Raw genomic sequence first — 26,247 nt, forward strand, 5'->3', positions numbered from 1 at the left:
AAGCCACATGTGCTATAACAAACCTACGCATTTTTTTTTATTTTGACTAATATCCAACCCGCTTAGATACTCTAAAACACCTATTTAAGCTTGCTTAGGTCCTTTTTTAAGCTCTATTACAGTTATTTCTGGCCATATCCCCACACGTCCAGGAAAGGCATGGTAGCCAAACCCACGGTTTACATTTACATAACGACCAAACTCTTCATATAAGCCTGCCCATTGTTTGTATATATATTGTGATGGACTCCATTTAAACCAACCTGGAATTTCAATCCCCATTTGTAACCCATGTGTGTGACCACTTAACGTTAAATGGTAATTAAAAGCATCATCCTTTACTTTGTATTCCCAATGAGATGGATCATGACTCATTAAAACCTTAAAATCATCTTTAGATACCCCGGCTGAAGCACGCTGTAAGTCACCTGCCTGATTAAAACCTTTACCCCAGTTTTCAACACCTATCAGAGCAATACGCTGACCATCCTTTTCTATATAACGATGCTCATCTAAAAGTAAATCAAAACCTATTTTTGGATGCACGTCTTTTACCGCCTGAAAATTCTTAACCTTTTCAGCTGCTGTATCCCATTTTACATAATCACCATAATCATGATTTCCTAAAACAGAATACTTCCCATAAGGAGCTTTTAGTGTTTTAAAAAGCGGCACCCAATCAGTCATTTCCGAAGCCATATTATTCACCAAATCACCAGTAAATAACAGCACATCAGATTCCTGCTCGTTTATTAAGTCTATCCCGTATTGAATTTTCTCCTTATTAGTAAAACTCCCCGAATGAATATCAGAAATTTGGGTAATTGTAAATCCATCAAAAGCCTCAGGCAAGTCATCAAAAGCTATTTGATATTTAATAACCTTGTAATTATAGCGCCCTTGTATAATACCATAAATAAATGATGCAAAAGGAATAGCCGCTAAGCCCAATGCTATTTTAGCTATAAAGGTACGGCGACTCTCAAAAACTTGCGTTTCACCAGGACCTATCCAAGAATATCCTTTTCTAAAAATACGAAACACATCTTCGCCAAACATAAAAACAACCAATAGCACTTTTGGTACTAAAAAAGTAAGCATAAAACCTGCTGCCAGCTGAAATGCGTTGGTTTGCCCAGCATTTCGCGGAGTTATATATAGTATAAATAGAAAATACCCGTAAACAGCCACAGCGGAAAGAATCCAAATAGCCTTAATAAGTTTGTTTTTGGTTATTGTTTTTAAAGCCTGAAAAGCATAAAACTCCAAGAAACAAACAATAACAGAAAATATAATAAAAGTAATAATCCAACGCGACATACAAATTCTTTTTTCAAGCGATTGCAAAGATACTGCTAAATACGGCACGCCAATTTTAAGGCGGTGTTAAAGTTATTTAAAGCACAAAACCGCATCCATAATTTACAAACTAGCATAGGGGTCGGATTAAACACCTTAATCATTACAAAATAAACTCTAAAACTTTTAAAAGTCAACGCTTTTAAAGCCACCACAACTCGTAGAAATTAATTTTTTAAAACCACTTGATAGTTAAATCCACCAACTTCTGTTTCAAGGAACTATAGGGAGGAGTCAGTAAATCTACAGCTCCTAAAGTATGTTGTTTCAATACCGAGCGCTGATTGGTAAATTCACGGAATCCAAAAACACCATGCGACTTTCCGATACCACTATTATTCGACCCCCCAAACGGTAGATTATGATTCAAAAACTGTAATAAATTATGATTAACGCAGGTACTACCAGCACGAGTGTTTTCAATAACATAATCTATTTGTTTCTGCTTTTTACTAAACATATAAAGTGCCAGTGGCTTTTCATTTGCATTCACATAAGCAACTGCTTCCTCTAAATTATTATAGGTTTTTATAGGTAAAATCGGACCAAAAATTTCTTCTTGCATTAGAGTAGTATGTTCCGGGCAATCACTTATCAGAGTCGGTGCAATATAACAATCTGCTGCTTCTACCTCTCCACCAACGGCAATCACAGCACCTTTATTTTTAGCATCTTTTAAACCAGAAACCAAACGTTCAAAATGCGACTTATTTACAATCCTACTATAAGATTCAGACTGCTCAGGATTACCCGAATAAAAGGCTATAATTTCAGCTTGAAAAAAACGAATAAAATCGGCTTTCAACGACTCATGTAACAACACATAGTCTGGCGCTATACAGGTCTGCCCAGCGTTGGTACATTTTCCGTAAACAATTTTCTTAACCACCGATTTTAAATTAGCCGTTGTATCTATAATTGCTGGCGATTTACCGCCCAATTCCAAAGTTACCGATGCCAAATGCTGCGAAGCGGCTTTCATAATAAGCTTCCCTACTTTTGGTGAACCCGTAAAGAAAACATGATTAAAAGGCAATTCCAATAAAGCTTCAGAGGTTTCAACCTCTCCTTCTACAAGAGCAATTTCATTAGGTTCAAAAAGGTCTGAAACAATTTTAGACATTAACTTTGAACTATGAGGCGTCATTTCCGAAGGTTTTAAAATAACAGTATTACCACCAGCAATAGCCGAAACTAACGGTCCGAATGTGAGATTTATAGGGTAATTCCATGGCGAAATAATCAAACACACACCTTTTGGCTCATTTACTATATACGAACTACTCCCCAACATAGAAATAGGCGTAACTACCTTTTCGTGTTGTAACCACCGCTTTAAATGCGCAATAGCAAATTTAATCTCATCTATAACAGGGTAAATCTCTGTTAAATCGGTTTCCAAAACAGGCTTTTTAAAATCAGCATAAAGCGCTTCGCCAATAGCATCTCTATAGGTAACCTCCAAAGCTTGCTGCAGGCGTTTTAATTTTGCAATGCGTTCTTTATAGTTGGTATTCCCTATTTTAAATTGGTTTTTCTGCTGACTTTCAAATACGGATGCGTATGGATTACTCATAGAATTTATATTTCCGGTTTTCTCAAAAATAAGCTTTAATTAAAACCTCTACTACAAATAATCAGGAAAATATACCCCAAACCTACTAATAACTAGATTCTGTAATTCATAAAATAAAGCGTAAGTTTTTGTAGATTTGATGCACTTATAAAATGAAAAACATGTCCGATAAAAAACGTCTATTTCTAGTTGATGCTTACGCCCTGATTTTCCGTGGCTATTATGCGTTTATAAAAAACCCACGAATCAATTCTAAAGGCACCGACACCTCTGCTATTATGGGGTTTATGAATTCACTATTAGATGTTATAAAGCGTGAGCGTCCCGATCATTTAGCGGTATGTTTTGACAAAGGTGGTAGCGCCGATCGTGTTGAGATGTACGAAGCCTATAAAGCCAATAGAGATGAAACACCAGATGGTATTAAAGTAGCCATTCCTTATATTTTAGAAATTCTAAAAGCCATGCATATTCCTATTATGGTTAAAGAAGGTTTTGAAGCCGATGACGTTATAGGAACCCTGTCTAAACAAGCCGAAAAAGAAGGCTACCAAACTTTTATGGTAACTCCTGATAAGGATTTTGCCCAATTAGTTTCCGAAAATATTTTTATGTATCGCCCAAAATCTTTTGGTGGCGGTTATGAGGTTTGGGGCATCCCTGAAGTTCAGAAAAAATTTGAAGTCGAACACCCCGAACAAGTTATTGATTACTTAGGTATGATGGGTGATGCATCTGACAATATACCTGGATTACCAGGCGTTGGTGATAAAACTGCTAAAAAATTCATTAAAGCTTACGGTAGCATGGAAGGCCTTTTAGCCAATACCCATGAACTGAAAGGTAAAATGAAAGAGAAAGTGGAAGCTGCTAAAGACTTAGGAATCCTTTCCAAAAAATTAGCCACCATCATGTTGGACGTACCGGTAGAGTTTAATGCTAAAGATTTTGAATTAGAGCAGCCTGATATCCCTAAAGTTACCGAAATATTCCAAGAATTAGAATTCAGACGTTTAATTGATAATTTCGTAAAAACATTTGCTGTTCAAACAGATAGCGCAACACCAGAAGCACCTAGTAATAGCGAAAATAAAGAAATCTCTAAAGAAGCTCCTTCAGCAGGTGCCGGACAATTTTTATTATTTGGTGGCGATCCATCAAACACCACAGAAACGACTGCTCAGTTTACTAGAAAAAACGCTGCAAATACAACACATTTCTATCAGAGTATTGCTCCCGGAATGGCTACCAATCTGTTCATTAAAAACTTAATGAATCAAAAAGCCGTTTGTTTTGACACCGAAACCACAGGCTTAAACCCGCTTACAGCCCAATTGGTTGGTATTGCTTTTTCATGGGAAGTAGGCAAAGGATTCTACTTACCTTTCCCAGAAAATCAAGCGGAAACTCAAGACCTACTAGAAGCCTTAAAACCTTTCTTTGAAGATGAAAACATCGAGAAAATTGGTCAGAATTTAAAATACGATATCAAAGTATTAGCCAAATATAACGTACAAGTAAAAGGCCCTTTGTTTGATACCATGTTAGCGCATTATTTAATTAATCCTGATATGCGCCACAATATGGATGTTCTTGCTGAAACCTATTTAAATTACACACCTATTTCTATAGAAACCCTAATAGGTAAAAAAGGTAAGAACCAAAAAAGTATGCGCGATGTGCCATTAGAAACACAAACCGAATATGCTGTTGAAGATGCCGATATTACTTTACAACTAAAAGAACACTTTACTAAAGAGCTTGGCCAAGCTAATACCCAAACCTTATTTGACGATATCGAAATCCCCTTACTCCGTGTTCTAGCGGCCATGGAATTAGAAGGCATAAATTTAGATACCGAATTTTTAAGTTCTTTATCGGAACAGCTAAATGCAGATATAGAAGCTTTACAAAAGCAAATTTATACAGCTGCAGGCGAAGAATTTAATATTGCTTCCCCAAAGCAATTGGGAGACATTTTATTTGACAAAATGAAGTTGGTTGACAAGCCTAAAAAAACAAAAACAGGACAATACAAAACCGGTGAAGATATTTTATCGGCCCTAGCAAAAGATCACGAAATTATTCAACATATTTTAGATTACCGAGGTTTATCTAAATTAAAAAGCACCTATATAGATGCACTACCATTACAAGTAGAACCAACTACAGGACGTGTGCACACCGATTATATGCAAACCGTTGCCGCTACAGGGCGTTTAAGCAGTAACAACCCCAATTTGCAGAATATCCCAATTCGTACCGAGCGTGGTCGCCAAGTCCGCAAGGCCTTTATTCCTAGAAATGACGACTACACCTTACTCGCTGCCGATTACAGTCAGATAGAACTTAGAATTATTGCTGCCTTAAGCGAAGAGGAAACCATGATTGAAGCCTTTAAAAATGGTGAGGATATCCACGCCTCTACAGCTTCTAAAGTATTCAATATTCCCCTTGAAGAAGTAACTCGCGAACAACGTAGTCATGCCAAAACAGTAAATTTCGGAATTGTATATGGTGTATCGGCATTTGGATTAAGCAATCAAACCAACCTATCCAGAGGTGAAGCCAAGGAACTCATAGACACCTATTACGAAACCTATCCCAAGCTAAAACGCTATATGGGTACGCAAGTAGATTTTGCTCGCGATAATGGTTATGTGCAAACCGTTTTAGGTCGCCGTCGCTATTTGAAAGATATCAACTCCCGAAATGCCATTGTACGTGGTGCCGCCGAACGAAATGCGGTTAACGCCCCAATACAAGGATCGGCAGCCGATATTATTAAAATTGCCATGATTAACATTTTTAATAAGCTAGAAGCTGGAAACTTTAAATCGAAAATGCTACTCCAAGTACATGATGAATTAGTATTTGATGTGTATAAACCCGAGTTAGAAGAAATGACAACCCTTATTAAAACCGAAATGGAAAATGCTTTTACACTAGCAGTACCTTTAGATGTAGAAATTGATACTGGTGTAAATTGGTTGGAAGCGCATTGATAATATATTGTTAGTGCTTTTTTACACGTTAAGAAACTAGTTAAAAATGAATATATTCGAAACATTACATACTGAGTACTTAAAATCATCTAGAACCATTGAAACTGTACTTGTTAAAAATGAAAACTTAAGTGAAGTTTTCTTTATTTATAATTATGAAGGCATTTCTTTTAGAGTATTCAAATCCCATTTAGATTTAATAAACTTTTTTCTAAATAAATCAGAAAGTAAATTTCATTTCAATACAGAAGATGAACTTGATGGCTTTTTAACAGAAGAAAAATTAGCAGCATAAAACAATTAACTTCCATTTAATGAAAACCATCTCCGTCACTTGTGCAATCATTAAATTCGATGATAAAATTCTCGCCGTCCAAAGAAGTGAAACAATGAAACTTCCTTTAAAATGGGAATTCGCAGGAGGTAAAATTGAAGCAGGAGAATCTGAAATTGACTGTGTTAAACGAGAAATATTTGAAGAGTTAAATATTCAAATTGAAGTCAAAGAAAGGTTAACTCCTGTAACTCATCAATATCCGGATTTTAAAATAAAGCTGATTCCTTTTGTTGCTGAATATTTATCAGGAGAATTAACACTTAAAGAACATTGTAACGCTTTACTTGCGAATAAAGAAGAATTGATTAATTTAGACTGGGCTGAAGCTGATTTACCTATTTTAAAAGAATATTTATCATTATGAATCAAGGGATTTACGAAGAATTAATAACCGAATTAGTATCTGAAAACTTAGACAAACTTGATAAAGATAAATTCTATTTAAAAAAAACTGTAATAGACAAAGAAGAAGCTTCAAGCGTTTTATCAAAACATTTAGCAAAAACTTTAAAACACGCTTTTCAACTAATAAAAAATAAAGCAGAGTTACAAATTGAAATTGCTAACAAAATAATTAGATTACTTAAAGACGAATTAAATAAACAAGAGTTCGATGATGATTTAATTAGTATCGAAGGTCAAATTTTAAAAGCAGTGTTTTCTAAAACAGACGCTCATTTTTCAAATTTAGATTTAAGACTTAAAGAAATCACTCCATATACAAGATTAACGCAAAGCGAATTATTCACTGGTGGAAATGGAGGGCTATCATTAGAAAGTGAACTCAAAAAAGAGATTCTCTCTTCAAACGAAATATATTTATTAGTATCTTTTATAAAGTTTAAAGGAATTATAATTCTTGAAAAAGAGTTGAGAGAATTCACAGAACGTGGGGGAAAACTAAAAGTAATAACAACCACTTATATTGGAGCAACAGATTACAAAGCAATTCAATTACTTTCGAAACTTCCAAACACAGAAGTAAAAATATCTTATAACACCAGTAATGAAAGACTACATGCAAAAGCATATCTTTTTTATAGAAATACAGGGTTTCACACTGCATATATAGGTTCTTCAAACTTTTCTAGGTCTGCATTAACCGATGGTTTAGAATGGAACTTAAAAGTTACAACTAAAGAAGTTAGTCATATAATTGACAAATTTCAAAAGACATTTGATGCTTATTGGCAAAGTGATGACTTCGAGTTTTTTGATGATTCAATCCATAAAGAAAAACTTCAGGAAGCACTAAAACAAAGTAAGTTTAGCAAACCTTATGCAAATACAGCTACTTTTTTTGACATAAAACCATTTCCTTATCAAAATGAGGTATTAGAAAAATTAGAAGTAGAAAGAACTGTACATAATAGATACCGTAATCTTGTAGTTGCGGCTACAGGAACTGGAAAAACAGTAATTTCTGCATTCGACTACAAACGTTTCAAACAAAATAATAAATCATCCAAACTACTCTTTCTTGCTCATAGAAAAGAAATACTTCAAAAATCACTTTCAACATTTCAAGGTGTTTTACGAAATAATAACATTGGTGAATTATGGGTTGATGGGATGGTTCCTGATAATTTTGAATTTGTATTTGCTTCAGTTCAATCTGTAAATAATCAATTTAAAAATCATAATTTAACCCCTGAATACTATGACTACATCATTATTGATGAATGTCATCATCAAACAGCAAATAGTTATAGAGAAATTATAAATTATTTCAAACCAAAAGTTTTACTTGGTTTAACCGCTACTCCTGAAAGAATGGATGGTGGAGATATTTTAGAGGATTTTGACAATAAAATTGCTGCTGAGATTCGATTACCTGAAGCAATGAACAGAAAGTTACTATGCCCATTTCAGTACTTCGGGATTACAGATAGTGTCGATTTAACAAATGTTAACTGGGTAAGAGGAAAATATGTAGCTAGTGAATTAACAAACATATACACAGGCTCCGACAGAAGAGTTAGGGAGATACTTGATGCGTTAGAAAAATACACTAAAGATATAAATAATGTTAGAGCTTTGGGATATTGCGTATCTATGGAACATGCCAAATTTATGGCAGAAAAATTCACATTGGCAGGCTTAAAAGCAGACTACCTTACAAGTAAAAACAGTAAAGACAGAAATTTTATTCGTCAGAAATTAGAAAAAAAAGAAATTAATTATCTATTTGTTGTCGACATGTTTAATGAAGGAATTGACATACCTGAAATAGATACTGTCCTATTTTTAAGACCTACAGAAAGTTTAACAGTATTTCTACAACAATTAGGAAGAGGATTAAGATTACATGAAGACAAAGACTGTTTAACTGTTTTAGACTTTGTTGGAAATTCGAAACCAGAATATAATTTTGAAAGTAAATTTAGAGCATTAATAGGTAAAACAAATACAACTGTTTCAAAAGAGGTTGAAGATGATTTCCCTCATCTTCCTTTGGGCTGCTCAATTATATTAGAAAAGAAAACAAAAGAAACAATTCTTAAAAATATATCTGCTGCAACATCTTTAAATAAAAGTAAATTAATTCAAAGAATTCAGCAATTTCAACACGACACCAATTTACCATTAACAATTGGTAATTTTAGTAATTTTTACAATATTCCTTTACAATCAATTTATAAAAGAGGAAGTTGGAAACGCTTATGTCAGTTAGCAGGAAAAATTGATGATTTTAATTCAGAAAATGAAAAAGAGATTGTTTCAGCAATATCAAATAAATGGCTTTCAACAAATTCATTAAGCTATTTTTCTTTCATTTTAAAAATTGCGAAACAAAATTTTATTATAAATATTTCAGATTTTAGTTCGAATGAAAAAACAATGCTTTTAATGCTGCATTATGATATTTGGCAAAAAGCTGGAGGGTTTGATTCATTAGAAAAAAGTATCAAAACAATTGGTTCAAATAGTGTTTTAATTGAAGAAATAAAAGAAGTTCTAGAAGTGTTAATTGAGAATATCGATTTTAAAGAATTACCTATTAAACTTCCTTACGAACAACCTTTAAAACTACATAGTCGTTACACGAGAGACCAAATTTTAGCTGCTTTTAAGCTTAGTAGTTTCGAAAAAAAATCGTCAAATAGAGAGGGAACTGCGGAAAACAAAAATTTAAACACAGAAATCTTGTTTATCAATCTTGTTAAATCTGAAGAAAATTTTTCTCCAACAACTATGTATGATGATTATGCTGTAAATGAATTATTATTTCATTGGCAAACCCAAAATTCTGCAAGACCAGATTTAGGTAAAGGCTTATCTTATATTAATCATTTAGAAACAGAAAAAAGAATATTATTATTTGTTCGAGAAAAAGCCAAAAACCAATTTGGTAAAAGTTTAGGTTACGTATTTATTGGTGAAGGAAATCTAAAAGATTTTAAAGGCTCTAAGCCGATGAGTATTAATTGGGAGTTAAGTGAACCTCTTCCAAATTACTTGTGGAAAGATGCCGCAAAACTTTCTGTTGGGTAAAAATCTTTTTTTTCAACCAACTACCTCCTCTTCTTCTTATTCCCTTTATACTTTACCTTATTCTTACGTTGATTAAAAGGCACAGCATCATTAAATGTGTTTTTAGCAGCTCCTTTCGGTTTGTTTTTACGCCATTTCTCTGTTTTCTCAGGAAGCAAGACTTTTAGTAAATCCGGTCTACCTACCTTGGTTAAAGTCTTCTTAATCCAAGCTTTATTTTCATCCTTATACCAGAAGAAAAAACGGTGTTGTTCATCTTTTTCCTTGCGCGTTTTAGGCGTATTAACTTCCTTAAGCGTGTACGGATGGTAACCACTGTAATAAATAACCGTAGCTACCGTCATGGGCGTTGGTGTAAACCCCTGAACCTGCTCCAACTGAAAGCCCATATCTTTGGTTTCAGCTGCTAGATTAGCCATATCTTCAACTTCACAAGCAGGATGATTAGATATAAAATAAGGTATCAACTGCAGTTTTAAACCTTTCTTAATATTAATCTTATCAAAACGCTCTTTAAACTTATGGAAGTAACTAAAAGACGGCTTACGCATGAGTTTTAAAACAGGATCACTAGTATGCTCGGGTGCGACTTTAAGCCTACCAGACACGTGCTTAGTCATCACTTCCTCGGTATAAGCATCCAACTCCTTAGGGTCGGCATTTTTATTAAACTCAGGCACCAACATATCGTGGCGAATTCCCGAACCAATAAAAGATTTCTTCACTTTGGGGTGACTATCAACCGCTTGATACAATTCGGTTAACGGTTTATGGGAGGTATCTAAATTACTACATATTACAGGAGAAATACAACTAGGCGCCACACACTTGTCGCAAATAGATTGCACCTTCCCTTTCATTTGATACATGTTTGCACTCGGTCCGCCAATATCAGATAAATACCCTTTAAAATCAGGCATATTCGCAACCGTATCAACTTCTTTTAAAATAGACTCCTGACTACGTGATGCTATAAATTTCCCTTGATGCGCCGAAATGGTACAGAAACTACAGCCTCCAAAACACCCACGGTGAATATTAATGGAAAACTTAATCATTTCAAAAGCAGGAATAGGCCCACGCTTATTATATTTAGGATGCGGTAATCGCGTGTAAGGCAAATCAAACGAAGCATCAATCTCTTTTTCCGTCATAGTTGGATACGGCGGATTAATCATCAAGGTTTTATTACCTATCTTTTGAAAAATACGACGAGCAGCCAACTTATTACTCTCCTGCTCTATTACTTTAAAATTAGAAGCGTATTTCTTCTTATCTAATAAACAGGTTTCATGCGACGCTATTTCAACATCTTGCCAATTACTATTTTTAGGAACTTTAGCATCGGCATCTAAAAGTACGGCCGTTTGCATAACCGTATTGATACTATTAAAAGGCACTCCTCTTTCAAGCAGACGAACTACTTCACGTAAAGGTTGCTCACCCATACCGTAAACTAACATATCGGCTTTGGATGTTTCTAAAATAGAAGGCAATAATTTATCACTCCAATAATCGTAATGTGTAACACGACGTAAAGAAGCTTCAATTCCACCAATTAAAACGGGCGTATCTGGCCATTTATCTTTTAGAATTTTAGAATAAACTGTCGTGGCGTAATCAGGTCTGAAACCAATATCACCATTGGGTGTATAGGCATCCTTATCACGCTTCTTTTTATTGGCGTTGTAATTACTAATCATCGGATCCATACAACCACCTGTTACCCCAAAAAATAAGCGAGGTTTACCCATCTTCACAAAATCCTGAAGATTATCATTTACATTAGGTTGTGGTACGATAGCCACACGCAGTCCAAAACTTTCTAGCATACGACCTATTACAGCCGGTCCGAAAGTAGGATGATCCACATAAGCATCACCGCTAAACAGGATAACATCTAGTGCTTCCCATCCGCGTATTTTCACCTCTTTATTCGTGGTAGGCAACCAATCCGATAGTTTTAATTCTTCTTTCACACTGCAAAAGTAAATAAAAAAATACCGCTCATAGCCTAAAATGCCATATGATTAACGTATTTGAAGCTAAAACGCTACAAAATAAACTTTAGGTAACTCACTGAAAATGAAAGACACATAAACATACGCGTTACAAAAAACAAAAAACTAGAAAAACACAGTATATAATTATAGAGAGATATAAGGGTTAAGAGACCGGAGTAGAACTGCTAAAAAATGCCATTTAAAAATGGCTTAAAAAAATGAAACTCAAAAAGATATAAACAAAGTTATCAAAAATAACTTACCGCACTATTTGGTATTCAAATATATAATCGTAAATTTGCAAACTCTTTTAAAGAGAGGAATGTTTAATTAGAAAAATTAATAAGTGTGGACACATTAAGCTACAAAACGATTTCAGCCAACAAAGCTACTGTTAATAAAGAGTGGGTTTTAGTTGACGCTGAAGGTCAAACATTAGGCCGTTTAGCTTCTAAAGTTGCAAAACTTTTAAGAGGAAAACATAAGCCTAACTTCACACCACACGTTGATTGCGGTGATAACGTAATTGTTATCAACTCTGAGAAAATCAACTTGACAGGAAACAAGTGGACGGAAAAATCATACATCCGTCACACAGGGTATCCAGGTGGACAAAGAAGTTTAACTGCTATTGAATTGTTTGGAAAAGATCCAGCAAGAATAGTAGAAAAATCAGTAAAAGGAATGTTACCTAAAAACAAATTAGGTGCCGATTTATTCCGTAACCTTAACGTTGTTGTTGGTTCTGAACATGCATACGCAGCTCAAAAGCCAAAAACAATTAACTTAAACGAATTCAATTAATGGAAGTAATTCACAAAATTGGCCGTAGAAAGACGGCTGTTGCTCGTGTATATGTTGCTCAGGGAACTGGCAAAATTACAGTGAACAAAAAAGACATGGCGGTATATTTTCCAACTGCAACTTTGCAGTACAAAGTAAACCAACCTTTAGCTATGACTAACAATGATGGCAACTTTGATATTACAGTAAATGTATATGGAGGTGGTATTACAGGTCAAGCAGAAGCAATCCGTTTAGGACTTTCTCGCGCAATGTGCGAATTAGATCCTGAAAACAGATTAATCCTTAAGCCTGAAGGTTTATTAACTAGAGATCCTAGAATGGTTGAGCGTAAGAAATTCGGTCAGAAGAAAGCGCGTAAGAAATTCCAATTCTCGAAACGTTAATATCATCCTCAACTCGATTGAGATGGGCTTCATAACCTTCTCAATCCAGTTGATTTTTAAAAAATTAAAAATTAGTTATTGTTGTCCGAGTGTAAAAACCGGATTTAGTTTAGCATCTAAATGATTTAGGCGATTTTTTCTAATAAAAAGACCACTAAATCATTGCTAATTCAACAGAACGTAAACTATTACAAAATGGCAGTAGAAGTAAAAGAATTACTTGAAGCAGGTGTACACTTTGGTCACCTTACACGTAAGTGGGATCCAAACATGGCTCCTTACGTATATATGGAGCGTAACGGTATCCATATTATAAACCTTTACAAAACAGCAGCTAAAATAGATGAAGCAGGCGAAGCATTAAGCAAAATTGCCGCTTCTGGTCGTAAGATCTTATTTGTAGCTACTAAAAAACAAGCTAAAGATATCGTAGCTGAAAAAGCTGGTGATATTAACATGCCTTACATCACAGAAAGATGGCCAGGTGGTATGTTAACTAACTTTGTAACTATCAGAAAAGCCGTTAAAAAAATGGCTACTATTGATAGAATGAAGAAAGATGGTACCTTTAATTCATTATCTAAAAAAGAACGTTTACAAGTAGATCGTCAACGTGCTAAATTAGAAAAGAATTTAGGTTCTATTTCAGATATGACCCGTTTACCAGGTGCGTTATTTGTAGTAGATATCAAACGTGAGCACATTGCTATTAAAGAAGCTCAAAAATTAAACATTCCAATTTTTGCAATGGTGGATACAAACTCTGACCCACGTCAAGTTGATTATGTAATCCCTGCAAATGATGATGCTTCTAAATCTATAAACAAAGTGTTAACTCACGTTACAGCCGCTATTTCTGGTGGTTTAGCTGAACGTAAAGCGCAAAAAGAAGCTCCTAAAGCAGACAAGGAGGCTCCTAAAGCTAAAAAAGCAGCTAAAAAAGAAGTTGTAAAAGACGAAGAAGAATAAAACTTAAGTAAAATAATACTTGAAAAGTCGTTTGATATCGTTTCCTTTTTGAAAACACATTGAACGACTTTTTTAAATTTAAAATACATTTTCAAGCTATGGTAAAAGTAACAGCCGCAGAAGTAAATAAATTAAGAAAAGCCACTGGCGCTGGTATGATGGATTGCAAAAAAGCTTTAGTTGAAGCTGAAGGTAACTATGAAGCAGCCATTGACGTATTACGTAAAAAAGGTCAGAAAATAGCAGAAAAAAGAGCCGACAGAGATTCTTCTGAAGGTGCTGCTGTCGCAAAAATTAACGCTGATAACACAGAAGGTGTTGCTATCGTTTTAGGTTGTGAGACTGATTTCGTAGGAAAAAACGAAAACTTTTTAGCGCTTGCTAATGAGTTTGCTGAAATAGCATTGACTTGCAATTCTAAAGACGAATTTTTAGCTGCCGATTTTAAAGGTATGAGTGTAGCTGAGAAATTAGTGGAACAAACTGGTGTAATTGGTGAGAAATTAGAAATTACTAGTTTCGAAAAATTACAAGCTCCTTTTGTTGGACAATATGTTCACATTAACAAAATTGCAGCTTTAGTAGGTTTATCTGCTAATGTAGATAATGCAGACTCTTTAGTTAAAGATTTATCTATGCAAGTAGCATCTATGGGAGCAACTTCTTTATCTTATAAAGATTTCGATCCTGCTTATGTTGCTGCTGAAACAGAAGCACGTATTGCAGTTATCGAAAAAGATAATATCGAATTAGGTCGTTTAGGTAAAACACTTAAAAATGTACCTAAATATATCTCTATGGCTCAATTAACACCAGAGGTATTAGCTGAAGCTGAAGAAACTGCAAAAGCAGAATTAAAAGCTGAAGGTAAGCCAGAACAAATTTGGGACAGAATTCTTCCAGGTAAAATGGAACGTTTCATCTCTGATAACACAACTTTAGATCAAGAACAATGTTTATTAGATCAGAAGTTTATTAAAGACGAAAAGAAAACAGTTGCACAATATGTTGAATCTTTTGGTGATGTAACCATTACAGATTTCAAACGTGTATCTGTAGGATAATTTTTAAATTATCAAGATATAGTAAAGCCTCTCATTAATTTGAGAGGCTTTTTTATTTTTTCGTGACAGCTTATTTTTACAAATTATATCCCAAAGTAAACATAAATATTTGAGGAAGTATATAGGTTTTTGTATCCGAAATAATGTAGGCTGAAAAACTATTTTGTCTTTTAAATTGGACATCAAATACATTATTTGATTCTATTTTATAACTCCAAGCACTATTCTCATGTCTGTAATACAAGGACATATTCGCCAAATCGTAGGTGCTATTTTGATTGAAAGCTTTGTTTTTATAATGATACATCTTATAATCAAGCGAGAAAATAAATCCATCTAAAAAATCATAATCTACAGCAATAAAAGGCTCATTAGTTACAAATTTTGATTTGATAGAACCAGATATATAGTTACCAATTTCATGTTTATATCCAATTTCTATTGTTGGAAAATTTCTATATAATGTTTTGGCTGACACATTCAATCCTGTTTGATTATTTGTACTATTTTGAAACAAACCATCTATTTGTTGCAGATATTTAGTGCCATTATAGCTTAAACCCAAACCAAAATTTATTTTTTTTATTTTTTTACTAATATTCCCCATGATTTGCCAATTTTCAGAAGGATTATTTAACATGCCAACACTAATAAACTGATTGGCATCTAGATAATTAACCGTATTTAGAACACCATCTATTTTTTTAGTATATCTAGCGTTAGCATATAACATAACACCTCTATACGTGCTGAATTTCCTATAACCTAAACTGAATACATGATACAGTTCATTTTCTAATTCTTCGTTGCCTTTAAAAACTGAATTATAACTTTGTAAATAAAACTGGTTAGCAAATTTAGCTACATCGGAAAAAGATGTTTTAAGGTCATAATTAAACTGTAATCTCTTTGAAGTATTAAAATCTATTTTAGCTGTAAAATTAGGTAAAATGACAAATTTATTTTTTGTTATTTTCGATTCATTGTCTAAATCCCAATTGTAAGCGTGAAAAAAAGCACCTTGATTGAATGTGAAAATTCCTGTTTTAAATTTATAATTAAGACCTAGAAAGAAATCATTCAAACTAAAATTCAGATCATTACCAAAACCAGAAGAATTGAAATTATTAATAGTACCATCTAAAAGTTCTTGACTGTCGTTGGTGTAAAAAAATTGGTTTAAATAACTATTCCCAATTGTTGAATAAATGTGATTGTTTTTGTTTATCACCCAATAATATTTAAAATAAAGATTAAAATTGGTGTTTCTGGTTTCCTTTAGCTGATTTAGCTTGATTAAAGATTCATCAATAACGGGAACTAGACCGTCCAAAATAGGGTCATTACTTTCCCAATAAGAAGTCGGGTTATTTTTATCATAAACAAAATCGACCGCAAATGAAAAGGTATGCTTTTTAGATGCTTTTTTATGCCATTCAATATTTTGGTTTAAAAATACAGCATCTGAATCTTGATTATTAAAAAACCTACTATTGGAAACACCTATCAATGAATTTATAGTATTGTTATTTTTTAAACCTGACCCTTTAAATTGTGTTTTAAAATTCCATTGCTCGGTTAAATTGGGTAAATACTTAAAATTTAAATTACCTATTACAAACGTGCTATTCGTATTATTAAAATCGTCCTTTAATTCATTAAAAGTATTGTATTGATTTAGAGTCTGATTGTAAGTATCATCTTTGGTTTTAGAAAAAATTCCATAACCTTGAACATTTAGTTTATTATTAATTTCTTGGCTAATATTTAATGCGGCTAATTGATTCTGACTTTTAATGACATCTCTATTTTCTAATAATTGAAGAAAATCTTTATTACTAGTATTAAAAATAGTACTTCCATCTTTAAAAACCTCATTGAGCCCACCTTGAAATTCAAAATAGTCTTTGTAAGTTAACACCTGCTCGGCTGTATTATTGAGATTGCCAATAAAATTGATATTAGTTTTCGGACTGTAGTAAAACATATTACTATGAGCTTTATAAAAATCCTGATTCCCTTTTCCCGCCTCTATATCTCCAAAAACAAAATCTTTCTTATCTTCCTTTAAGTGAATATTCATGGCCATTTCCTCACTATCAACTAAATCTTTTAAAAAAGCTATTTCATTATAGTTATCTAAAACATCAATTTTATCAACGGCATTTGCAGGAATATTATCGATGGCTAATTTAGAACCGCCTCCGAAAAACTTTTTCCCTTCCACCAGCATGGTAGTGACTTTCTTTCCGTTTACAGTTATTGTTCCGTCTTTTTCAACATCTACTCCTGGTAGATTTTCAAGAACATTTTTAAGTTTACGTTCATTACCTGTTAAAAATTCATCTACCTTATAAGTAATAGTATCTTTTTTAACCGTGATAGGTAGCTCTATAAATACTTCATCTAATCTGTTATGTTGCTCTTTTAATTCAATATTTTTAGTGGTGTCCTTTACAAAATTTATATTAAACTTATATGAAGCATATCCTAAATAACTTACTGTGATCTCGTAGGAGCTATTTTCTAATTCTAATTGATAACGACCTTGTTCATCTGTTATTGCAAATTTCATTCTTTGTAGAGAATCTTGAGATTGAGCAATAATATTGGTATTTGGCAAAGGATTTTGTAAACTATCTTTAACAGTACCACTTAAAGTATTTTGCGAAAAACCAGATAATGTGCATACCAATAAAAGGAATAATATTATTTGGATTTTCTTCATAAGATTAAATTCTAAACAAATTATTGAACTAAAATAATTAATTCCCTTTTTTCCGTTCTGCCTCTAAATCGCCAATTATGTTATGTGATTCTTCTTCGGTTAAAATTTTGCTATTTTCTTCAGGTCTAATAATTTTCACCTCCTTTTCAGGGTTTAAGATAATTGATGTAGCAGTTAAAGTAAACATATCTCTTTGAATTTCTAAAACTAAACCTGGTAATCCACTGTAATTACTAGGCCCAAAATTCAATGGTAATTCTGGAGCAAACCAGGCAATAACCTGCCTGTTATAGTAAAATCCTTTTCTACTGTATAGCCTCTCTGTAGCAATAGCTTGATAACAAACATAGCCTCCGATTTTTATTGTTTTATTGGTAACTTCCCATTTTAAAGGTTCACGAGAAATAAAACCCATAGTAGAAGTTGATTGAATAATTTTGCCAATACTTATATTTGTATAATATGGCGATTTATCAGCAAGACTACCAATATTATAACCTTCTTCCATTTCCAATGAAGGTTTTAAATAATAATAAGACTCGCTCCCTTTAATATTTAAAACAAAATCTTGAGGCTGAGCGCTTCGGTACATTTCTGCAACTTGCTGTTTAATACTCATTTCAACATCTTTATCACCTTCTAAAGCAATCAAAAAACTGTCAACATATTTCTGATTTATTTCAGCAACGTAAGTTATTACAGCATTCTTGTCCTGTGCCCATGTATTAGTAGAAAACCATATAATTGATATTGCTAGTAGAATTTTTATTTTAATCATTTTTAATATTTATTTGTATTCATTAAAATAAAAGGTCTTTGCTTATTTATGTGAATTTTTAATACAAATTCAACCAAAAACTGAATTTAAATTAAACTTTTAGTCATAAACAAAGACCTATAAGGTTAATTAACAACCATTATTAGTCATACAGGTGTTAAAAAGCACATAATTATTTGGAAAGGCCCTATCACAAACAGTAAAAACCGTTGCACACTTCACTGGCAACTTATTTTTATTTTTAAAGTTTTCGAACTCTTCATTAACTTTAGACTTGCTTGAGTCTGACATGGCAGTTAATCCAAAAAGAAAAACTGTTGCTAAGATTGTTGATTTTAAAATTTTCATAATTTTACGATTTAAGCCTATGTTGATAATATATTAACATCTGGCAGGTTAGAATAAAAAAAAAATCAGTTTAATAATATTGCATCTAAAAATTAGCGCTAATTTAGATTGCAATCATATCAACAAAACCAACGTTATAACTGAAAAAAAAACGAGTTATTTTAATGACACACTGTAAGTTATACAAAAAAAAATGATTCTAACAAGGATTTCTATTCAATTTATGCAGTTCATCGTAAACCTATAAAACGCATTACGGTTTTACTGTAATTTTAGATAATACCTGAATAAAACTTAAAATGAGACATAGATTTAGGTCATAAATCCTATTTTATAAAAATTCAAAAAATAAAAAAATTATGTAGCTTTGCACAACGCGTTATTCCACCATCTCGACATAACGGGAAGGAATCTTATTTATCTTATACAACACATGAAATACAACAGAATTCTTTTAAAATTATCAGGCGAAGCATTAATGGGAACCCGCCAATACGGTATAGATCCCGTACGTTTAGCAGAATATGCAAACGATATAAAGGAAATTACCGATAAAGGTATTCAAGTTGCCATAGTAATTGGTGGTGGTAATATTTTTAGAGGTGTTGCAGGTGCCAGTAACGGTATGGATCGTGTTCAAGGCGATCATATGGGTATGTTAGCAACCGTAATAAACGGTTTAGCCTTACAAAGTGCTTTAGAAAATGCCGACGTTCCTACCCGTTTACAAACAGCCATTCATATTGAAGAGGTTGCCGAGCCTTTTATCCGAAGAAAAGCTATGCGTCACCTAGAAAAAGGACGTGTTGTTATTTTTGGTGGAGGAACCGGAAACCCATACTTTACAACTGATTCTGCTGCCGTGTTGCGTGCCATAGAAATTGAAGCCGATGTTATCTTAAAAGGAACTCGTGTTGATGGTATTTATACAGCAGATCCTGAAAAAGATTCGAAAGCAATTAAATTCGATCATATCTCTTTTGAAGATGTGCTACAAAAAGGCTTAAAAGTTATGGATACAACCGCGTTTACATTAAGCCAAGAAAACGAATTGCCAATTATTGTTTTTGATATGAACAAGAAAGGGAACTTACTTAAAGTTGTTTCAGGCGAAAATATTGGAACAAAAGTTAATTTATAATAGTACATTTACATTTAGGTCTGTCAAATATATTACAACCTAAAACAAATAAAATTCATTAAAAAATGGACGATATTCAATTTATATTAGACTCAGCAAAAGAATCTATGGATGCAGCTATTAAGCATCTAGAAAAACAATTGGTAAATATTAGAGCTGGTAAAGCTACGCCTGCCATGCTAGGGGGTGTCATGGTAGATTACTATGGCTCACAAACGCCACTTAGCCAAGTAGCAAATGTAAATACACCCGATGGTAGAACCATTACGGTACAACCATGGGAAAAAAATATGCTTCAAGAAATTGAACGTGGTATCATGCATGCCAACCTAGGTTTTAACCCTATGAATAACGGCGATACTATTATTATTAATGTACCACCTCTTACAGAGGAACGCCGTATATCTCTTGCTAAACAAGCTAAAGCCGAATCGGAAGATGCTAAGGTTGGTGTTAGAAATGCGCGTAAAGACGCCAATAATGATATTAAGAAACTTGACGATGTTTCGGAAGACCTTCAAAAAAATGCAGAAGTAGATGTCCAAAAAATGACGGATGGCTACGTTAAAAAGATTGATGAAATTATTGAAATTAAAGAGAAAGAAATAATGACTGTTTAATTTTAAAAAGCGACACCAAAACGTCGCTTTTTTTATTTGTTTTAACCTTTTTGATACGTCATGTGGAACTATTTTGCAACGGCTTTATGTCTACTTTTTGTTTTGCGGATGCAAGCCCAAGCACCCGTTATCACAAATGATACCGTTGAAGTAAAAAAAGACTCTACAAAAAAGCGCGACTTGTTAAAACAACTTGGAAATGGCTACTTCCCTACCAAATATTTTGACATAGACCTTCGATACTTTGTTAAATATAACCAATACGAAGGTTTCAGAACCGGCTTTGGTGGGGTTACAAACGATCAAGTTTCAGAAAAATACCGTTTAAATAGCTACGTTGCCTATGGCTTTGCCGATAACCGGTTTAAATTTGGCGTTGGAGGTAGTGCCCGATTGGTGTCTGACGGAAAAACATGGTTGCATGTTAATTACACCGATGATTTACAAGAAACAGGAAGTTCAAAATTTTTAACAGATAAACGCTTCTTTAGCTTTTTTGAACCACGCCTATTAAATATAGACCTCTTTTATAAATACATCCAACAGTCCGTAGCCCTAGAGCATGTTTTAGCCCCCAAAGTTTTATCGGAATTACAATTGGCTGTTAGTAATATCAATCCTACCTATAATTATCAGTATATAAATAACGGTATCTCATACTCGGAGTTTAACTTATCTACAGGAACGTTTTCTGTACAGTACAATCCGTTTAGCCAATATACATTAGTTAAAAACCGTTTAAAAGAAACCACGGTTGGATACCCTAAATTTTCAGCCCAAGTAACACAGGCTGTAAGTGGCGTGTTTAAAAGTGAGTTTAATTTCACCAAAATAGACTTCCGAACCATTTACGAAATACGCCATCAACCAGAATCCTTTACAAGGTTTGTTTTAACAGCTGGTTATGCACACGGAAACACACCTTTATCACACTTATACCACGCCTACCCTAACAATATTAATAAGGAAACCATCTTGCAACGTTTTTCGGTAGCAGGTATTGATAGTTTTGAAACCATGTACTTTAACGAGTTTTTCTCAGACAGGTTTACAACCGTACAATTTAGGCACTATCTGAAACCCTTTAAAATTGCCAATCGTTTTAAACCCCAATTGGTATTAATTTCTCGTTTCGCTATTGGCGATATGAGCAATCTTGAAAAACATCAGGGTATTACCTTTGGCACACTAGATAAAGGTTATACTGAATCTGGTTTTGAATTAAATAAACTAATTTTCGGATTCGGATTAAGTGGCACTTACCGCTACGGTGGTTACCATTTACCTAATTTTGAAGATAATATTGCTGTTAAGTTTACTTTTAACGTCACATTATAAAGCAATAGCAATTCTAATAAATTGCTTTTTCCTACCTTTGCGCCTGTTTTTAATAGCGTATGTTTAAATTATTTACAAAAAGTTTTTGGGATGTCGTTGCGCGACTGATTTTGCGTAACAAAATAATCATCCTTTTAGGGATCCTAGCAGTAACCATATTTTTCAGTATGCAGTGGAAAAATATGCGGTTTACCTACACCGAGGCCAATCTGTTACCAGACGATCATGAGGTTAATATTGTATATCAGAATTTCCTAGATATTTTTGGGGAAGAAGGCAATCTTATTGTTCTTGGTATTAAAGATTCTACCTTATATACCGTAGAAAACATGAACGCCTGGAACCAATTGTCTGAGCGTTTTAAAAGTTTTGAAGCTGTTGATGCTGTTATTTCCTTAAAAGATTTACAAAAACTAGTAAAAGACGAACCCAACGAACGTTTCGTTTTAGAACCTTTTATTAAGGACTCTATCCATTCCATACCCCAATTAGAGAAACTAGAAGACGAGCTTTTTAATAAATATCCGTTCTACGATAATTTCTTATTTAATACAGAAACCCGAACCATTCGTACGGCTATTTACATGAAGAAATCCATTGTAAATACCGCGGCTCGTAAAGATTTTGTATTTGATGATTTAATACCATTAATTCAGGAATTTGAAACCCAAACCAATATGGATGTACGGGTTTCTGGTATGCCTTATGTGCGCACACTAAATGCCCAAAACATTGTTGATGAAATTGGCTTATTTGTTGCCGGCGCCCTACTGGTAACTTCCTTTATCTTCTTTTTGTTCTTCCGCTCGTTTAGAGCCACACTAATCTCTATGGTTGTGGTTTGTTTAGGAGTTATGTGGACCTTTGGTATTATTGGACTACTTAACTACGAAATAACCGTTTTAACAGCGCTTATTCCGCCGTTAATAATTGTAATAGGGATACCCAATTGTATCTTTCTAATTAATAAATATCAGCACGAAGTAAAACTACATGGTAATAAGGTTAAATCCTTACAGCGTGTTATTACAAAAGTTGGTAATGCAACTTTATTAACCAACTTAACAACGGCTTCTGGTTTTGCAACATTCATACTAACGCAAAGTACCTTATTAAAAGAATTTGGAGTCGTAGCCTCGCTAAGTATTTTGGCTATATTTATACTATGCCTACTTATAATCCCTATTATCTATACCTTTTTACCTTACCCGAAAGACAGGCATTTAGAGCATCTTAACAAACGTTGGATAGGTGGTTTTGTTGATTGGATGGAACGTATGGTAAAAGAACGCCGTATTACTATTTATATCACATCACTAATTTTACTAGTGGTAAGTATGATTGGTATTTATCAAATAAAAATTTCAGGAAGTCTTATCGAAGACATGTCTAAAGAAGCTGGTTTTTTTGAAGATATCCGCTTTTTTGAAGAAGAATTTAGTGGCATAATGCCTTTAGAAATATTAGTAGATACCAAACGCAAAAAAGGTGCTACCAAACTGGCCACATTAAAGCGTATGGATGAACTGGAAACGCTCATTCTAGAAACACCAGAACTATCCAAACCTATTTCTATTGTAGGATTAGCTAAATATGCTAAACAAGCCTATACTAACGGAAACCCTAAATATTACCAGTTACCAACTAGTCAGGAAAACTTATTTATTGCTTCCTATATCAAAAACTCAACTTCTAATGTTAATTTACTAGAAAGCTTTGTTGATAGCACTGGACAATATGCGCGTATTACCACCTTTATGAAAGATATTGGTACCGACAAAATGGAGCGTATTGAAGAAAACTTACAAACTGAGATTGACAAAACTTTCCCTGAGGAGCGCTATGATGTTACCATTACCGGAAAAGCATTAGTATTTTTAAAAGGGACCAAATACTTGGTTAAAAACTTAGCCATCTCATTATCATTAGCCATACTTTTAATTTCATTACTTATGGCTTATATGTTCCGATCGTTTAAAATGATTATCATTTCGCTAATACCCAACCTACTTCCTTTAGTTATTACTGCTGGTTTAATGGGATATTTAGGCGTGCCAATAAAGCCTTCTACTATTTTAGTATTTAGTATTGCTTTTGGTATATCGGTAGATGATACCATACACTTTTTGGCTAAATACCGTCAAGAATTACAAGCCAATAACTGGAAAATTAAAAAATCTGTTTATGGAGCCTTACGCGAAGCTGGCGTAAGTATGTTTTATACTTCTATCGTACTATTCTTTGGATTTTCGGTATTTACCGTTTCTAGCTTTGGTGGTACGGTAGCCTTAGGCGCCCTAGTATCAGCAACCCTATTGTTTGCTATGCTATCTAATTTACTATTATTACCGTCTTTATTATTATCACTAGAGCGTAATATTGCTAATAAAGAAGACTTAAAAGAACCGAGTATCAATATTATTCCTGATGATGATGACGAGGATGATTCAAACGTACAAAGCCTAAAATAAATAGCTTATTTTAAAAAAATGTACTTGACAAATCATGCTTGAAACCATTATCTTTGAATTCTCTAATTTTTTATAAAAATGAAAATGCATACTGTTGCTGAATTATTAAAAAAAGAAAACACCCTTCACGAAGTTTCAATAAACGGATGGGTGCGTAGTTTCCGTTCAAAACGTTTTATAGCCTTAAATGATGGCTCTACCCTAAATAATATTCAATGTGTTGTTAATTTTGAAGAAACAGACGAAGCTTTATTAAAGCGTATTACTACAGGTGCAGCGGTTTCCATTTCTGGTGAATTAACTGAAAGCCAAGGAAAGGGACAGCGTTTTGAAATACAAGTAAAAACTATTGAAATTTTAGGCGATTCCGATCCGGAAAGCTACCCGATACAACCCAAAAAACACTCTTTCGAATTCCTAAGAGAAAATGCACATTTACGCACCAGAACAAACACTTTTAGTGCTGTTATGCGTTTGCGTTCTTCTTTATCCTTTGCCATTCACAAATATTTTAATGACAACGGATTTTACTATATGCACACACCTATAATTACAGGTAGTGATGCCGAAGGTGCTGGTGAAATGTTTCGTGTTACTGGCTTAGATGCTAAAAACCCACCCGTAACAGAAGATGGACAAGTAGATTATAGTAAAGATTTCTTTGGAAAAGAAACCAACCTAACGGTATCAGGACAGTTAGAGGCTGAAACCTACGCTATGTCTTTAGGTAAAGTTTATACGTTTGGACCAACATTTAGAGCCGAAAACTCTAATACATCGCGCCACCTAGCAGAATTCTGGATGATTGAACCAGAAGTAGCCTTTATGGATTTGGCTGGAAATATGGATTTAGCCGAAGATTTTATGAAATCCGTTTTAGGCTATGTACTAGAGCATAACATAGAAGACTTAGAGTTTTTAGATAAACGCCTCTTAGACGAAGAAAAAACAAAACCTCAAGCGCAACGATCAGACATGTCGCTTATAGAGAAAATAAAGTTTGTTGTTGAAAACAACTTCAAGCGTGTTAGCTATACCGAAGCCATTGATATTCTGAAGAACTCTAAACCTAATAAGAAGAAAAAATTCAATTATATTATTGAAGAATGGGGTGCCGACTTACAAAGTGAGCACGAACGTTTCTTAGTAGAAAAACATTTTAAGTGCCCGGTAATTTTATTTGATTACCCTGCCGACATAAAAGCATTTTACATGCGTTTAAATGAAGATGGTAAAACGGTAAGAGCTATGGATATTCTTTTCCCTGGAATAGGTGAAATGGTTGGTGGTTCGCAACGTGAAGAACGCTTGGATGTGCTTAAAGAAAAAATGAAAGCACTAGATATTGATGAGAAAGAACTTTGGTGGTATTTAGATTTACGTAAATACGGAACAGCAGTACATTCTGGGTTCGGTTTAGGATTTGAACGTTTAGTTATGTTTGCAACAGGTATGAGCAATATTCGCGACGTAATTCCATTTCCAAGAACACCACAAAATGCTGAGTTTTAAAAAAAATAAGCTATAATATTTCCATAAAACAATCTACTTAACTTTATAAGTAGATTGTTTTTTTTGCATGTTATCTTTTAAAAATAGTCTTTAATTGATAAAAGAAACGCTCTATTACCCGTAAGTCTTCAGTTATAATTTCGGCAGAACCACGCATTTCCTGTTTAAACTCAATTGCTTTATTATAAGATGTAATAAGTTTTGATGGCAGTTTCCCCTTCCAAATTATTAGAATTAATAGTTATAACGTGTTTGTATATGAAAAGTAGTGAGTTTTGTCTGTGCCATTTTTCGGTTTAAGAACTAAGATAGC

Annotated in this window: 19 protein-coding genes and 1 pseudogene; 13 read left to right on the forward strand and 7 right to left on the reverse strand. The window is 33.6% G+C overall.

The genetic code is table 11. From position 1 onward, the window contains the following. Positions 1-84: 84 nt before the first annotated feature. Complete coding sequence (locus tag ACW5R3_RS13340) at positions 85-1,320, reverse strand: metallophosphoesterase (protein WP_456577511.1); 1,236 nt, start codon at positions 1,318-1,320, stop codon at positions 85-87. A gap of 214 nt (positions 1,321-1,534) precedes the next feature. Next, on the reverse strand, positions 1,535-2,935 hold the full coding sequence (locus ACW5R3_RS13345; RefSeq protein ID WP_456577512.1) for an aldehyde dehydrogenase family protein: 1,401 nt from the start codon (positions 2,933-2,935) through the stop codon (positions 1,535-1,537). Between the two features lie 161 nt (positions 2,936-3,096). Here ACW5R3_RS13345 and polA point away from each other — a divergent pair, with 161 nt between their 5' ends. From polA to ACW5R3_RS13365, 4 genes are read left to right on the forward strand one after another with little or no spacing between them, the layout of a single operon-like run. Next, complete coding sequence (polA, locus tag ACW5R3_RS13350) at positions 3,097-5,940, forward strand: DNA polymerase I (RefSeq protein ID WP_456577513.1); 2,844 nt, start codon at positions 3,097-3,099, stop codon at positions 5,938-5,940. 46 nt (positions 5,941-5,986) lie between these two features. Then, positions 5,987-6,235 (forward strand): hypothetical protein, encoded by a 249-nt coding sequence (locus tag ACW5R3_RS13355; protein ID WP_456577514.1) that lies wholly within the window; start codon positions 5,987-5,989, stop codon positions 6,233-6,235. A 19-nt stretch (positions 6,236-6,254) separates the two neighbouring features. Then, a complete protein-coding gene (locus ACW5R3_RS13360) occupies positions 6,255-6,641 on the forward strand; it encodes a (deoxy)nucleoside triphosphate pyrophosphohydrolase (protein ID WP_456577515.1) in 387 nt (128 codons plus the stop codon). Beyond that, positions 6,638-9,772, forward strand: coding sequence for a DUF3427 domain-containing protein (locus ACW5R3_RS13365; RefSeq protein ID WP_456577516.1), 3,135 nt, complete (start codon positions 6,638-6,640; stop codon positions 9,770-9,772). Before ACW5R3_RS13360 ends, ACW5R3_RS13365 begins: the two co-directional genes overlap by 4 nt. A 20-nt stretch (positions 9,773-9,792) precedes the next feature. Here the strand turns inward: ACW5R3_RS13365 and ACW5R3_RS13370 are convergent, their stop codons facing one another. Further along, positions 9,793-11,751 (reverse strand): YgiQ family radical SAM protein, encoded by a 1,959-nt coding sequence (locus ACW5R3_RS13370; RefSeq protein ID WP_456577517.1) that lies wholly within the window; start codon positions 11,749-11,751, stop codon positions 9,793-9,795. Positions 11,752-12,123: 372 nt separating this feature from the next. On the opposite strand from ACW5R3_RS13370, the gene rplM reads away from it, so the two are divergent. From rplM to tsf, 4 genes are all read left to right on the forward strand, one after another. Beyond that, on the forward strand, positions 12,124-12,579 hold the full coding sequence (gene rplM / locus ACW5R3_RS13375) for a 50S ribosomal protein L13 (RefSeq protein WP_456577518.1): 456 nt from the start codon (positions 12,124-12,126) through the stop codon (positions 12,577-12,579). Continuing rightward, a complete protein-coding gene (rpsI, locus tag ACW5R3_RS13380; RefSeq protein WP_456577519.1) occupies positions 12,579-12,965 on the forward strand; it encodes a 30S ribosomal protein S9 in 387 nt (128 codons plus the stop codon). The genes rplM and rpsI overlap by 1 nt, the downstream gene beginning before the upstream one ends. 195 nt (positions 12,966-13,160) lie before the next feature. After that, positions 13,161-13,934, forward strand: a complete 774-nt coding sequence (gene rpsB, locus ACW5R3_RS13385; RefSeq protein ID WP_456577520.1) for a 30S ribosomal protein S2 — start codon at positions 13,161-13,163, stop codon at positions 13,932-13,934. Between the two features lie 98 nt (positions 13,935-14,032). Then, positions 14,033-14,998, forward strand: coding sequence for a translation elongation factor Ts (gene tsf / locus ACW5R3_RS13390; protein WP_456577521.1), 966 nt, complete (start codon positions 14,033-14,035; stop codon positions 14,996-14,998). A 76-nt stretch (positions 14,999-15,074) separates the two neighbouring features. Here the strand turns inward: tsf and ACW5R3_RS13395 are convergent, their stop codons facing one another. From ACW5R3_RS13395 to ACW5R3_RS13405, 3 genes are all read right to left on the reverse strand, one after another. Beyond that, on the reverse strand, positions 15,075-17,726 hold the full coding sequence (locus ACW5R3_RS13395) for a carboxypeptidase-like regulatory domain-containing protein (protein WP_456577522.1): 2,652 nt from the start codon (positions 17,724-17,726) through the stop codon (positions 15,075-15,077). A 37-nt stretch (positions 17,727-17,763) separates the two neighbouring features. Next, on the reverse strand, positions 17,764-18,504 hold the full coding sequence (locus tag ACW5R3_RS13400; protein ID WP_456577523.1) for a GLPGLI family protein: 741 nt from the start codon (positions 18,502-18,504) through the stop codon (positions 17,764-17,766). Between the two features lie 129 nt (positions 18,505-18,633). Then, entirely contained in the window at positions 18,634-18,852 is a 219-nt protein-coding gene (locus ACW5R3_RS13405; RefSeq protein ID WP_456577524.1) for a hypothetical protein, read from the reverse strand. Between the two features lie 433 nt (positions 18,853-19,285). Between ACW5R3_RS13405 and pyrH the strand changes: the two genes are divergently transcribed. The 5 genes from pyrH (at position 19,286) to asnS (ending at position 25,934) form a co-directional block, all read left to right on the forward strand. Beyond that, positions 19,286-19,993, forward strand: coding sequence for a UMP kinase (gene pyrH / locus ACW5R3_RS13410; protein WP_456577525.1), 708 nt, complete (start codon positions 19,286-19,288; stop codon positions 19,991-19,993). 65 nt (positions 19,994-20,058) lie between these two features. Then, positions 20,059-20,613: a ribosome recycling factor gene (gene frr, locus ACW5R3_RS13415; protein ID WP_456577526.1), complete on the forward strand. Its 555-nt coding sequence runs from the start codon at positions 20,059-20,061 to the stop codon at positions 20,611-20,613. A gap of 108 nt (positions 20,614-20,721) precedes the next feature. Continuing rightward, positions 20,722-21,951, forward strand: coding sequence for a hypothetical protein (locus ACW5R3_RS13420; protein ID WP_456577527.1), 1,230 nt, complete (start codon positions 20,722-20,724; stop codon positions 21,949-21,951). 59 nt (positions 21,952-22,010) lie between these two features. Beyond that, entirely contained in the window at positions 22,011-24,422 is a 2,412-nt protein-coding gene (locus tag ACW5R3_RS13425) for an efflux RND transporter permease subunit (protein WP_456577528.1), read from the forward strand. Positions 24,423-24,500: 78 nt separating this feature from the next. Continuing rightward, positions 24,501-25,934: an asparagine--tRNA ligase gene (asnS, locus tag ACW5R3_RS13430; protein WP_456577529.1), complete on the forward strand. Its 1,434-nt coding sequence runs from the start codon at positions 24,501-24,503 to the stop codon at positions 25,932-25,934. A gap of 70 nt (positions 25,935-26,004) precedes the next feature. On the opposite strand, the pseudogene ACW5R3_RS13435 reads toward asnS, so the two are convergent. Continuing rightward, a pseudogene (locus tag ACW5R3_RS13435) lies at positions 26,005-26,145 on the reverse strand (HlyD family secretion protein); the annotation flags it as partial. Between the last annotated feature and the right edge of the window lie 102 nt (positions 26,146-26,247).

The organism is Algorimicrobium bowmanii (assembly GCF_054031195.1).